10 protein-coding genes are annotated in these 13,943 nt (G+C 51.2%); 4 read left to right on the top strand and 6 right to left on the bottom strand.

Annotated elements, in window-relative coordinates; all coding sequences use genetic code 11:
* Both AB1690_06020 and AB1690_06015 read left to right on the top strand, forming a co-directional pair.
* On the top strand, positions 1 to 1,179 hold a 1,179-nt coding region (locus tag AB1690_06020), incomplete at its 5' end, for a tetratricopeptide repeat protein (protein MEW6014860.1).
* 567 nt (positions 1,180 to 1,746) lie between these two features.
* Positions 1,747 to 2,826 (top strand): dockerin type I repeat-containing protein, encoded by a 1,080-nt coding sequence (locus AB1690_06015; GenBank protein ID MEW6014859.1) that lies wholly within the window; start codon positions 1,747 to 1,749, stop codon positions 2,824 to 2,826.
* Between the two features lie 263 nt (positions 2,827 to 3,089).
* Here AB1690_06015 and katG read toward each other — a convergent pair whose 3' ends face one another.
* From katG to AB1690_05990, 5 genes are all read right to left on the bottom strand, one after another.
* Positions 3,090 to 5,285 (bottom strand): catalase/peroxidase HPI, encoded by a 2,196-nt coding sequence (gene katG, locus AB1690_06010; protein ID MEW6014858.1) that lies wholly within the window; start codon positions 5,283 to 5,285, stop codon positions 3,090 to 3,092.
* Between the two features lie 160 nt (positions 5,286 to 5,445).
* Positions 5,446 to 5,844 carry a transcriptional repressor gene (locus tag AB1690_06005; protein MEW6014857.1) on the bottom strand — a complete coding sequence of 133 codons (399 nt, stop codon included), beginning with the start codon at positions 5,842 to 5,844 and terminating at the stop codon, positions 5,446 to 5,448.
* A 286-nt stretch (positions 5,845 to 6,130) separates the two neighbouring features.
* Positions 6,131 to 6,373: a PGPGW domain-containing protein gene (locus tag AB1690_06000; protein MEW6014856.1), complete on the bottom strand. Its 243-nt coding sequence runs from the start codon at positions 6,371 to 6,373 to the stop codon at positions 6,131 to 6,133.
* A gap of 58 nt (positions 6,374 to 6,431) precedes the next feature.
* Entirely contained in the window at positions 6,432 to 7,190 is a 759-nt protein-coding gene (locus tag AB1690_05995; GenBank protein MEW6014855.1) for a hypothetical protein, read from the bottom strand.
* A 1-nt stretch (position 7,191) separates the two neighbouring features.
* Positions 7,192 to 8,160, bottom strand: a complete 969-nt coding sequence (locus AB1690_05990) for a MerR family transcriptional regulator (protein MEW6014854.1) — start codon at positions 8,158 to 8,160, stop codon at positions 7,192 to 7,194.
* A 245-nt stretch (positions 8,161 to 8,405) separates the two neighbouring features.
* Between AB1690_05990 and AB1690_05985 the strand changes: the two genes are divergently transcribed.
* Positions 8,406 to 8,621 (top strand): DUF378 domain-containing protein, encoded by a 216-nt coding sequence (locus AB1690_05985; GenBank protein MEW6014853.1) that lies wholly within the window; start codon positions 8,406 to 8,408, stop codon positions 8,619 to 8,621.
* A gap of 67 nt (positions 8,622 to 8,688) precedes the next feature.
* A complete protein-coding gene (locus tag AB1690_05980) occupies positions 8,689 to 9,714 on the top strand; it encodes a fasciclin domain-containing protein (GenBank protein ID MEW6014852.1) in 1,026 nt (341 codons plus the stop codon).
* A 169-nt stretch (positions 9,715 to 9,883) separates the two neighbouring features.
* Here AB1690_05980 and AB1690_05975 read toward each other — a convergent pair whose 3' ends face one another.
* A complete protein-coding gene (locus AB1690_05975) occupies positions 9,884 to 13,753 on the bottom strand; it encodes a FlgD immunoglobulin-like domain containing protein (GenBank protein MEW6014851.1) in 3,870 nt (1,289 codons plus the stop codon).
* Positions 13,754 to 13,943: the final 190 nt, after the last annotated feature.

Below are 13,943 nucleotides of genomic sequence, written 5' to 3'. Positions count from 1 at the left end.
GTCTTGCGTCCATCCAAGCCACCAATTTATGAGGCATATTCTGAGTACATCCAAGGGCTTGAATTCTTTGTCCTCAAGAAGGACTATGAAACCGCCTTGGGGAAAGCCAATCGAGCTTTCGCTCTCGATACTTCCTTCCTAATCGCCCGCGACTTGGCCTGCTGCGCGAGCGTGAACTTGGGGCACTGGGCGGAAGCGGACTCTCTGGCGAAGTCACTTACTCTTCGCCGAGGAGAACTGAACCGGACCCAACAACTTTCCTTGGATGCAGTCTGCGCTGTGATTTCCGGGGATTGGCTTGAGTATAAGAATACTTGCCGTGAGATGATCAAGCTTGAACCGGATTCGAAAGTCAACTATTTGAATTCCGGCCGGGCTTCTCTTTGGTTGAATAGACCCTTGGAGTGCATAAAAACTCTGTCCGAAATCAAAGCGCAAGACACAATGATTCTCCAAGATTATGACTATTGGAGCACCTTGACCGTTGCATATCATCAACTCGAGCAATACAAAGAGGAGCTTGCGGCAATCCAAAAATTCAGGCAGGCCATGCCGGAGTGCTACATCAGCTTATTGTGCGAATTGAGTGCTCTCGTCGGTTTAGGGCGAATAGATGAAGTCAAGAAGTTACTTAAAGAAGCGCGAGATCACCCTAATCGACTCGAAGTTCCAGAAAACGCAATGTCAATCGCGGCAAAGGAATTGAGAGCTCACGGCTATGAAAACGAAGCGATGCTGGTGCTTGATGAGCTAATCGAGTGGTACCGGGCAAAACCAGAAGAAGAGAGACAGTCTGACCTTTATCTTTATGCCCGGGCGCTATATGAGGCGCGCCGTTGGCAGGAAGCAAGAGAGACTTTTCAGCAACTCCAAAAACTCCGGCCGGACATTGCGGAATTTCAGTACTATTTGGGCCGGGCGGCGGCCAGACTGGGAGACCAAGCGGAAGCAATGAGGGTGTCAGACTCGCTAGAAAAAGCGGTGCAGCCTTACCTTTTCGGAGGACACGTATATTGTCGTGCTACCATCTCTGCTATTCTGGGCAATAGGGACGAAGCCGTGTCGCTCGCAAAGGAAAGCCTTAGGCAAGGTCACCTCTATACGTTTCACACCGATTTCGACTTCGAATCTCTCAGGGATTACCAACCTTTCAAGAAGCTGATAGAGCCAAGTAGATAATTTGATGTGGTCCTCTATGCCAGCACCTAACCAATATCCTCGCAGCGTCAGTAAGCGTGTCTTCAAGCTAACCTCGTGAAAGAACTTGGACAACCTGATAGCCCTCCGTCCACTAGGTTACTACCTTCCAACGAGTTTCGTCGATCCGGGCATAGTGTAATCGGATAGTGAAGCTGAAGCTGACGAGAGTTTGGGGAGAGTGAGGTCGGGGTAGCCATAAGTCAGGTTTGACAAGATCTCCGAATAATCAAGAGAGTTTTTCATCCAGCAATGCGCTTTTGATGCAGAAGATTTATATTATCTTTCCCCAGAAAATCCAACCATTATACTCTGCTATAAGTCTTCCCAGATACTGCTGTAGATGTGATGGTTGCCCCTTGGGATGTTGAAAAAAGAGGACAAACCGACTCATGTCTGCTTTTCATCATCCTTTCATCGAGCGACCGCAAATATAGTTTTATTAAATTCACTGATTTTCGTCAATATTATAGTGGACTTGTCGAGAAATCATAAGAGTGAAGTAATCTGCTTCTTATATTATCTTCAATTTGTTCTGGAGGCGAGGCTATGAGCTCAAAAGTAACGACTACTGCCCTAATCATTATCCTGAGTATGGCAGCGGCGTCGTTTGCAAGAATCTGCGGCGATGCCACCAACGACGATAGGGTCAATATCTTGGATGCTACCTATATAATCAGTTCTCTATATAAGAGCGGTCCAGCCCCTGAGCCATTAAAGGTCGCCGATGTCAACAACAGTAACAGTGTTAATATTCTGGATGTTACCTATCTGATATCATCTCTATTCAAAGGCGGAGATGCCCCTAATTGCTCTATTTATTTAGGACAGGTGCCGCCCGATTCGATTCCCCAGGCTTTCGCCACGGGGCTTATCTCTACCACCGATATGGAATTTACCGCTTCCTTTGATCCCTCCTTTCAGGAATTCTATTTTACCCGAAGGGGAAGCGATAACATAAACAGGATCTATTATACAAGATTTCAGGATGGCTCCTGGATAGCCCCGGATATTGCACCTTTCTGCGGAGAGTTCATGAGTATGGAGCCGCTAATCACTCCCGACGGGCAAAAACTCTTTTTCAGCAGCACCCGCCCCTGCTCCGGCTGCGGAATCGCCAACTGGTATGTGGTGAAAGAGGGCTCCGCCTGGTCGGCCCCGCAGACTCTGGAGGCTCCACTCAACAGCTTAATGATGATGTATTCTACCCAGAGTTCAAACGGCAATATCTATTTTACCAATATCTCCGCTCTTCCTCCAGCCATATATATATCTCAATTTTCTGATGGTCTCTATCAAACGCCGACGAAACTGGGCACTGCCATAAACAAGGGTTACAACGAAGCTCATCCCTATATCGCACCCGACGAGAGTTATATAATATTTGACGCGCAGAACAGACCGGGCGGATTCGGTGGCTCCGACCTTTATATCAGTTATCATAATGAGGATGGTTCCTGGACGGAGTCGGTAAATCTTGGAAGCAGTTTCAATACTGCCGGGGAAGAACTGGCGCCGACCGTGTCGCCGGACGGCAAATATTTCTTTTTTGCCAAACCCAACGGACTAAAACATGACATATTCTGGTGCAGTATCGCTTTCATTGACAAACTGCGCCCGGCCAATTAGGAAAACTGAATAGTTATCTGCTAACGGAATGGAAATCAGGAAAAGCACTCGCCGACGGAGGATGCTGCTGGCTGATAATCCAACCCCGAACAAGAGTGCAACTGATGCGGCGCTGCATTAGGATATGTCGAGAGCTTTGAATCTCTGGAGTGCGGCTCAGTTATTTGGGCACTGAGTTCTTGAACCGATAAGAGACTAAATTAATTAGTACCAAGGAGGTTGACGGAGTCAACCTCCCTGGTCATTCGATTTCATCTCTCCGTTCAGGCGATATCGAAGCGGTCAAGATTCATCACTTTGTCCCATGCCGCGACAAAATCATTCAGGAACTTTTCCTGAGAATCAGCGCAAGCATAAACCTCCGCCAATGCCCGGAGTTGGGAATTGGAGCCGAAGACAAGGTCAACGCGGGTGCCGGTCCACTTGGGTTCGCCAGTGGCGCGGTCGCGCCCTTCGAAGAGTTCTTCATCTTTTCCGGTTGCCTTCCATACGGTGCCCATATCGAATAGATTCACAAAGAAGTCATTAGTGAGCGCCTCGGGCTTTCTAGTGAAGACGCCATGTTTCGAACCGGCGTAGTTTGCTCCCAGAACGCGCAAGCCGCCGATAAGCACGGTCATCTCCGGTGCGGTCAGGGTCAATAATTGCGCTTTATCGACCAGCAGCTCTTCGGGTCGCACGCTGTATTTGGTTTTCACGTAATTGCGGAAACCGTCGGCTTTTGGCTCGAGTACTGCAAATGAGGTAACATCGGTCTGCTTCTGCGAGGCATCCATTCGTCCCGGTCTGAAGGGTACGGTGATCTTATGACCGGCGTTTTTCGCTGCCTGCTCAACACCGGCGCATCCGCCCAGGACAATTACATCAGCCAGCGAAACCTTCTTATCGCCGGACTGAGATTTATTGAACTCCTTCTGAATCCGCTCCAGGGTCTTAAGCAGTTTCGAAAGTTGGGCAGGCTGGTTAACTTCCCAATCCTTTTGAGGCGCCAGGCGAATGCGGGCGCCGTTTGCGCCGCCGCGCTTGTCGGAGCCGCGGAAAGTGGATGCCGCCGCCCAGGCGGTCGAAACCAGTTCCGATATAGAGAGACCAGACGCCAGAATCCTGCTCTTGAGGGAAGCGATATCCTGCTTGTTAATCAGTTTATGATTGACGGCGGGAATCGGGTCCTGCCAGATAAATTCCTCTCTGGGAACCTCAGGACCGAGATAGCGTGCACGGGGACCCATATCGCGGTGGGTTAATTTAAACCATGCCCGCGCGAAGGCATCGGCGAATTCCCTGGGATTATTCAGATAACGTCGGGCGATTGGCTCGTAAATCGGGTCGAACTTGAGCGAGAGGTCGGCAGTGGTCATCATGGGTCGATGTTTCTTAGAGGGGTCGTGCGCGTCAACAATCATATCCTCTTCGTCCACATTTTTGGCCAGCCACTGATTGGCGCCGGCCGGGCTTTTGACCAGTTCCCAATTGTATTTGAAAAGTATTCTCAGATAGCCCATATCCCATTTGGTCGGGTTCGGTTTCCAGGCGCCCTCGATACCACTGCTGATAGTGTCGCCTGCTTTACCGCTTTTGTAACGGCTTATCCAGCCTAAGCCCTGCTCTTCGATAGGAGCCGCCTCAGGTTCGGGACCGACATTGCGGGCATCACCGGCGCCATGACATTTGCCAAAGGTATGCCCGCCGGCGACGAGCGCCACGGTCTCTTCATCGTTCATAGCCATACGTCCAAAGGTCTCGCGGACGTCACGTCCCGAAGCGACCGGGTCGGGATTGCCGTCAGGTCCCTCCGGATTTACATAGATTAATCCCATCTCCACTGCCGCGAGCGGATTTTCCAGTTCCCGGTCGCCGGAATAGCGCCTGTTACCGCGCCACTCGGCTTCGGAGCCCCAGTAGATATCTTCTTCCGGCTCCCAGATATCCTCGCGCCCTCCGGCGAAACCGATGGTTTTGAATCCCATTGATTCCAGAGCGCAGTTGCCGGCAAGAATCATGAGGTCGGCCCAGGAGAGTTTCTTGCCGTATTTCTGTTTAATGGGCCAGAGCAGTCGTCGCGCCTTGTCGAGATTCACATTGTCGGGCCAACTGTTGAGCGGCGCAAAGCGCTGATTGCCGGTCCCGCCGCCCCCGCGACCGTCACCAACACGGTAGGTGCCGGCGCTGTGCCACGCCATCCGGATGAATAGTCCCCCATAATGACCCCAGTCGGCGGGCCACCAGTCCTGCGAATCGGTCATAAGCGCATAGAGGTCCTTTTTGACAGCTTTCAGGTCGAGTTTCTTGAATTCTTCGGCATAGTTGAAATCCTTTTCCATTGGATTGGACTTGGCAGAATGCTGGTGTAGAATTTTCAGGTTCAGTTGATTGGGCCACCAGTCGCGGTTGGAAGTACCGCTGCCGGCCATGCCGGTCACCGGACATTTTCCCGTGGAATCCTTGTTTTGGTTGGTCATGATATCTCCTATATTTTGGTAAATGTTGTTGAGCCAATCCTAATATGCTGCAGGCTGACCAGCCTGACAGCCCGTTTTATATTTTCACGCAGTTCTGGCAGATGGTCTGACAGAAGGAGCCTAATATTAGGCAAGGTATTGGAAGCGGGCAAAATAAGCGTCATTTCTTTTTCCTTCTGCCCCGCAATATCACCTGGAACTCGACAATCTCGAAGTCTTTGAGTCTTTCCTTGCCCTTGACCTCCAGTTGGTCCCAGGGGATGTCGTAAATATCGCCGGTTTCGCTATCGATAAAGTGATGGTGTTTCTCAAGGTTGGGGTCAAAGACTATGGCGCCTTCCTTAATTGTCTGCATCGCCAGCAGTCCCTTCTCCACGAGCAGATTCAGGGTGTTGTAAACGGTAGCCCGGGAGACAGTGGGGCATTTCTTGCGGGCATAACTCAATACATCATCCGCCGAGGGATGGTCCTTGCTTTTCAGCACATACTCAACCACGGCAATCCTCTGCGGGGTAGGCTGAATATGACAGCGTCGCAGAACAGCAATAGCATCCTTCATAAGTTTAGAATAAGTATTATATTAGACAATGTCAAGAGTAAAATAATTTGATGATACGAGAAACGAAAATCGTACCGCCACATCTGATAGAATTAATCAGAGAAGTCGCCAAGGAATGATGAGAGAGTGGTTGGGGTCGCATGTAGATAATCTATCTTCATAATAGCGCGCCCATGAGATGCGGATTTCGGTAACAAAGAGCTGCCGGCAGCGGAATGGATTTAATCGCACTTGTCAAATTCTGGGGAAAAGGTGCGATTCTTGAAGGAATTTGTGAAACTCGGGGTTATTTATTAATACCACTCTTATCAGCAGCATCGCCGCCGGGCGTTCTTTTTAACTTGTCTTTCATCCGCTTCAGGAGATTTCTTGCCCAGGCGAACTCGAGAGACAGTATGGCAAGGCCGGCCGGGATGACGATAAAAGCCGGTCCCGGGAGAACTATCAAGGCGATGCCAATTGCCAGGACGGTGAAACCGACCACGGCTATAATCAATCGCCTTAACTGTTTGAGCGTTTTCACGAGCATGATAGACTCTGCCTTGCCATCAAGTATAATATACGATTCTTGTTACAGACAACAGTCTTCAGAATTGCCAGCCAACGCCAAGAACCAGATAGTTGACAAGAGCGAAAGTATAGATTTCATCATTGTCGGCGCCACCTTCCAGGATACGATATCCGAGCTTTATCTTAATGCCATTTGCCATGTCTGCCGTAATTGCCGCAAGTACATCCTCGGCCCGCCCCTGCGGAGCCGCCAGCGCATCGCCATCGACAAGCAGGCCGAACATCCGGCTGATTTTCAGGTCAAATCTGAAATTTATAAGCGGCACGAAACCGGTGTTCGCCTTTTCCGAGGTCAGGCCGTCCCCTTGAATCGAAATAGCAGCATCCCGAATCTTTCCGGTGAAACCGATGCCAATACGGAGTTGGTCGCGGCGAAGAATTTCGTAACGATAGGTAATCCGATATGAATCAAACCGGTATTTAGTTTTCAAGGCGGTCATGGCGGGAAAGGTGGCAGCGCCAAATATGATGTCGTTTGAGACCGCTCCCTTTCCCTCCAGACGTAACGGCGCGGCCAGCAGCGACAATGTATGGCGGTCGCCAAATCCATAGGATATCCGGGCGCGCCAGAAAGGGCTTTGTTCCAAGTTCAGATCCTGAGAAAGTGAAATGAGCGTGCCGGAATTGCCGGGATACCGGACGTCATTATAACCACTAATGGCGACGCCGCTCTCGAGGTCGAGCTGCACTCCGTCAGAGGCGCGCGCCGGGGTCGCCAGCGCTGAGGCCGCCACCAGGGTTATAACAATGAATATATATCTCTTGAATCTGCTCATCTTATTGTCTCCGGTGTCCCAGTGATGCGCGAATCTGTTCGAGGCGCTGTTTCAAACTCGCCAGGTCAGAGATGAAAACTGCGTCGTTAGAGTCAATTGCCGTTTTGTATGATTCCGCTGCCCGCCCTCCAATAAGGAGAGTGAGATTGTGGGGAAGCAGTCTTCGGAGCCGTTTGATTTCCGCCGGAAGTTTGGAATCATCGGCGGGGTAAACAAGGCTTAATGCCACCGCTCTGGCATCAGATTTTAAAGCCCCGGCGGCAATTTCCTCAGCCGGCAGATTGGGACCGAGGTAAAGCGGTCGCCATCCTGCCACAGCAGCCAATATGGCTACGGCAAGGGCGCCGGCTTCGTGCAACTGCCCCACCGGAGCCACTGTCAGGATTACCGGCGCATCCGGCTCGTATCGGAAATTTTCCAGGATAGAGCCGACATGATGAACGACCACCGCCGTTGCCATATGCTCGTTGGCAATGCGGAGATTGCCCCCTTCCCACATGTCGCCAATTCGCTCCATCAGGGGCATGATGATTGCCTCCAGAGCCCGCGCCTGTCCGAAATCGACATCAGCCCGGGCGAGAACCGTACTCAACGCCTCGGCGTCAAGTCGCTCCACCGCTTCCAGCGCCGTTACAATATAATCTGACTCATTGCTATCAAGAGGTCTCGCCGAGAATTGATTACCCGGGCGCTCCTTAGCTATCAACTCTTCCAATTTGGCGGTTGGAATTCTGGCGACATCGCTGATACGATGACCGGCCTTCACGGCGCGACCAAGCAGGTCGAGACGATGGGCGTCCTCTTCAGAATATAATCGCCGATTGGAACCGGTGCGCAGCGGTTTGACAGCGGCGTATCGTCGCTCCCAAACACGAATGAGATGTTGGCTCAAGCCGGACCGCTTTGCCACGGCTTCGATTCCCAGGATGGCGGAACTGGTATTTTTTTTCATCTTAAGAGCTGCTTTCATATTTCATCATAATATATAGACAAATCATATAAAAAAGTTCTGTTTAAGCAACAACAAAAATGCTGAAAAAGTTCTTAATGATGCCAAAAATGTCGGGATGTATAAAGATAATCGTCAGTGTCGCATTATGATACGATTTCTTGTCTTTTTTTGTAGAGGATGGGGAACTATTGGGGAAGCCCGGCGGTTATATTAGACAATTGATAGACAAAACATAAACAGAATAGAACGAAAGGAGAATTAAAATGAAGTCATTTGATTTAATCGCGGTGGCCCTTCTGGTAGTCGGAGGCCTCAATTGGGGACTGGTCGGGCTTTTGCATTTCGACCTGGTCGCCACGCTTTTCGGTAATGCCACCCTGTTGAGCCGGATTGTTTATCTGGTAGTCGGTTTGTCGGCTCTTTACCAGGTGCTGCAGTGGAAGGCTATGCAGCGTCGTTGGGTAGCGGCACGGGCATAAGTTCAGACTAATGAAGACAAGCGTTGAAAGAAGAAAAAAACTAATCATCAATTTAAGGAGAAGAAAGATGTTTACCCGCAAATTCAAAATGATTACCGCGGTCCTGGCAGTTATGTCGCTTGGTCTGGTCGGCTGCAGTGATAATGACAAGAGTCCGATGACGAGTGGCACCAATGAGCCTACCAAGGATATTGTTGAGACGGCTGCTGCGGCAGGAAATTTTACCACACTTCTGGCTGCGGCAGAGGCGGCCGACCTGGTTGATGCCTTGAAGGGTGCCAGTCCGATCACTGTCTTTGCGCCGACCGACGAGGCTTTTGCGGCTCTTCCGGAAGGAACGGTGGAGGCGCTTCTTAATGATAAGGATGCCTTGACTGCTATTCTCACCTATCATGTTGTCCCCGGCGCGGTCACATCCGACCAGGTGGTGAAACTGTCCAGCGCCGAAACCCTCAATGGCGCCAGTGTGACCATTACTCTTACAGGGGACGGCAAGGTTATGATTGACAACGCCACTGTTACTGTGACTGATATTAAAGCCACCAACGGTATCATCCATGTTATAGATGCCGTTCTGATTCCCGGGGCTTCCGGTTCGTCTCGGTTGAACCCACTCGCGACAGCCTATTCGCTGGGCGGCGGCTGGATTTCCAGGGCTATTCGGAACGGTGACCTGAACTGGTTCACCAGATATCTCTCACTGTACACCGTCTCCCGTCTGGCCGGTCTTCCCACTCTGACGACGGCGGTGAAGGCGGCCGGTCTTCAGAGCACCCTGATGTACAAAGGACCGTTTACGCTGTTTGGCCCCACGGAAGAGGCTTTTAGCGCTCTCCCGGCCGGAACGGTGGAAGCCCTGCTGAGTGACCCCGCAACATTGCGCGGCATCCTTCTGTATCATGTGACTCCTGGTGTGGTCAAGGCAGCGGACATTGTGAATTTGACAGAAGCAACTATGGCTAACGGTCAGACTGTGACCATTACGGTCGAGAACGGCATGGTTAAAATCAATAATTCCACGGTACTGTTCGTGGATATCGCCGCCCGAAACGGCGTCCTTCATATAATAGACGGTGTTCTTATTCCTCAGTGATTCAGGGGAAATATTAAATAGGACACGGGTTAGCAACGCCGGAGATAAAGATAGATTTCCGGCGTTGTGACGTTATGATGCTTAGTCAATCAGACCTGGATTTAGAGAGCCTCGGTAAAAGCCGAGGCTCTCTATATTGCAAGGACGTATGGAATCAAATGGAATCCGGTTACCTCAGCAGCAACATTTTCTTTGACTCAATATGATTTCCGGCCTGAAAGCGATACAAGTAAACGCCGGTGGAGACGGACTTACCGGAAGCATTGGTTCCGTCCCAGGTAATCGTATACGACCCGGCTGATTCCTCGCGGTTAACAAGAGTCCTTACTTTTTGACCAAGCGCATTGTACACTTCGATAGTAACGCGGTTTCGCTTCGGCAGGCTGTACTTAATCGTTGTTATCGGATTAAATGGATTGGGGTAGTTTTGTGAAAGTTCGAAGTGGTAGGGCAGTATATCCCCAGACTGGTCGTCCTCGACATCAGTGACAATCTGCGTAGTAAAGGCGGCATAGAGGCCGGTCTGCTCAATAGGAGCATAGACTTCGTTTTTGATAATGTCCACGGCTCCGCCGAGCGGTTGCCAGCCGGTTACGTCATCGACCCAGAGATATATTGCCAGTGAAGTTTCGTCACCCTGAGCCTGCTCCCCCAGCCTCAGGTCGGCATCGTCGTAACGAATAACTACCTGATTGGCTCCGGTAAGCTGCTCATCGGGAAAGACCGACAGGCAATGCGCCTGTCCGGCCTGCACCGCGTTTTCATCCAGTCCGGTCCGAATGACCGGATAGGGCGAAGAAAGAATGATGGTTTTTGTCAAAGAGACGTTGGTGGAATCTATTTTAAACTCACTCTGTCCCTCGGCTCCAAAGAGCCAGATGAATGACTGAGAATGGCTGACTCCGGTTATAGTGTACCTGCTGGGAACAAAGAACGCCTTTGAGGAATCATCAACCGCCCAGAGCGTGAAGGAACCTGATATCCCCAGACTATCTGAAACTGTGGATGAGTACCCGGAAGCAGACAGGCTGATAGATTGACTGTAACTGCCACCATAAGACGGCCACAAATCCAGACTCGGGTCGGACGGGAAAGATTGAGCCGCGGTGAAGTCGCAGTTCACCCCTTCGGCAATCAGAATTGCCCTGATGATTAGAGGATAATTTCCCTTAACTTCATTCAACTCAATGGTGAGACTGTCATCGGCGCGGCTGGCGGAGAATCTGTTACCAACTTTGCTCACTCCCGACCCTCCTGATTCAGCCATACCGTACAACCAGCCGGTGGTCAGATTTTGGGAAGAAGCAAATGACGGCGACGGGGTAACAGTTCCAAGGCTGTTACCTTTGCTGGCAAGGATCTGGTAGGCGGCATCTTTCACGCCGACTACCCAGGCTCCAGACGCGTCCGATGATCGCCCCTGTTGTATTACTCTCTCCAGAGGTGCCCCCGCGTTCGGATTGTTCCATAACCTGATATCGGCGTTGTCACCGCCGCTGGAATGATGAACTGTCACATGCTTGTTGGAATATCCGGTCGCCTGCGGCAAAACTTGATTGGGGAAGTGAATCATCAAGCCGACATCGTAGTCCGGATTATTCAAATCGTTGTTAGGTCCCGAGAAGAATACGGCCGGGTTGGTGACGACCCGCTCTAAAGTATCCAGCAAGTCGGGCTTGAGGATTGGAACGAAGAGATTGTGGGCGCCCCAGGGGACTGCTTCGACCCAACTCTCCAGATGCTCCCAGCAGGATTTGCCGTGCACCCGCCACTGATTGGTATTTCGGCAGGACTCCATATTGTAACGAAATGTCCCCGACATCTCTGATGAGATTCCGCCGCCATCCTCGTATTGGCTGTCCATGAAGCCGTACCGGAAGACGGTCGGCGGCAGACAACGCAAACTGTTATTGGGAGAATAGAGGTTGCTGTCCGGGTGCCAGAAGAGATACTCGTCAAAGAAGTTAAGCGCGTAATGACCGAACTCGTGGACTTTGGTGCGATAATCATGAGAGGGATGGGTAAGGTCCAGAGGGTACACGGCATCGGTATGGTTTCTGGTGCGGGTGGAGTCCCCCATCCAGATGCGAGGCATATAGAGATAATCGATACCGTTGCGCAGAATGCCACCGGCGTGAGCCCGTGGCCATTCCATATTGCTGGCGAAAATGAGGAGATCGGCTTCCGCGTAAAAGTCGTTATTATCGAAGATATAAACGGTATCGAGCCGTATCTGGCCGTCGCTGACATCGTACAGGTAATTGGACATATACCTGAAGTTATCTTCCAGGCTCCAGAGATAGGCATCGGTCGCTTCCCATTCCAGGGAGACCAGAAGGTTGTAGCGCAATTCGGCGTGGTTAAGCACTATATCCTGATTCCCCGAAGTCAGCGTGTCAAAGAATAGATGTCCGTTTTCGGCAAATTGCGTATTGTCCAGATGGACGCTGTACATCGTGCCGAGCAGCGCCTCATGTTTGACGGCCGGTTCACTGTGTACATGCCTGGCGATCTTGAGACTGTCGCCGACAACCAGGGTATCTCCAGTCAAATCAAGTTGCGCGAAAAAAGAATCCGGGGCAAGCGGTATCAGACTTAAGCGCCCCCTGTCATCGGCAGTGAATGAGCCCAGCGTGTCCTCGTCGAAGTACGGCGGATTGTTGCTTACCCTGATGAGGTCAAAGGTAACATTAGGCAGGCTGTCGCGGCGGGCATCGCGGATAGTGATATACTTGGTTCCGTTGTATCTGGCGAGGGTGGTATAGTTCTGGAAATAGAACCAGCCGGCGGTATCGGCATGGAGAATGGAGCCGAGGTCAACACCAGTAGTGCAGGCCCATTGTTCGGCTCCCGATTGGTCAAATTTATGGACTGCTACACGGTCGTTGACATAAACATTGCCATTCCGGTCGGCGCCCATATATCCGGCGATACCCGGTTTGGTCCATTTCACCGCGCCGGTGGCGGCGTCCAGCACCATCGTTTCGCGCTCGCTGTCATCAAGCGCCGCTTTTGTAGAGACCAACCAGTGCCAGAGCAAAACATTTCCGCTGTAGTCGGTTGTGGGAGCGTACATACTGCTAACATTGGTCTCTCCGGGAAAAGAGGTAGCCCATCGCCCGGAGCGCTCAACGTGACTCCAGTACGGTTGCGGCGACATAAACTGGTGCTTGAAGATCAATAACTCTCCCATCCGTCCACTGAAAACATAGGCGCTAAATATAGAATTATCAGAGGCTGCAACCCAGGTTGAGCCGGAGAATGAACCGCCGGTTGTGTAGCGGCGCAGGTAGTAAGTAGAGCGGTAACCGACGTTTCCAAATACAATATTTGTAAAACAACTGTCGCGGCAGTTCTGGCAGAGACTATTGCAGCAGAATTCAGCGACATAGATGCCGACATTGACCAAGCCATCATTATCGGCACTTACGTTCCATATGCCGGTCAGCTGGCGGTCCTCTCCTGTCACTCGCTCTACCAGCGTTGGTGTACCTGATTGGGAATCGAGGCGATAGATTACGCCGTGGCTTATCACCCCTGATTCCCCGGGATTGCCGGAGCCGTCCGGGAGAGAATCGATGCAGAAGCTGTCGACCGGCGTTTCGGTAAAACCGATCCAGAGGTTGCCATCGAAATCAACGGCGCCTCTGGGGTAGCTGGCGTACGGGGCCAATTGGGCGGTTAGAACCCTGCCCCAGGCGAGAGTTCCGTCAGCATTTATCTTGATTCCGACAACCGATACATCATGGCCTCCAAGTATCTCGTGGTGTCCGAAGATGTAGAGGTCACCCGCCGGGGAGCGACCGAAGTAATTGAGACCTAAACCGGAGTCGGGGTAGTTTACCTGCCAGGCAATCGTGGAGTCCGGTCTGAGTTTAGTAACCCGCGCCCCCTCATGGTTGTATCCTGCGTAGGAAAGCACAAAGGCGTTACCGGAATCATCAACGATAACCGGATGGTCAATGTAGGCATAGCGGCCAAGCGTAGAAAAATTATAATTCCATTCTGGCACCAGTTGCGCTGTCGCGGCGCTGGACAAAAAAAGCCAACCGCATATTGCGGCCGGCAGCAGAGTTGAGAATCGGAGATGCATCGGCGGGAACCTCACACATTGTCTGGATTATTTTATATGAATATAATTAATAGGACAGATTTGTCCATATAATTGTGACCATGCACTCTCTAACAGATAGTACAAGTATATTTGATGAGCAAGCGGGAGGACCTTC

The organism is Candidatus Zixiibacteriota bacterium (assembly GCA_040753495.1).
Lineage (GTDB): Bacteria > Zixibacteria > MSB-5A5 > GN15 > PGXB01 > DYGG01.
Note: the sequence above shows the minus strand (reverse complement) of the source record. Positions and strands in the feature narration are given on the sequence as shown.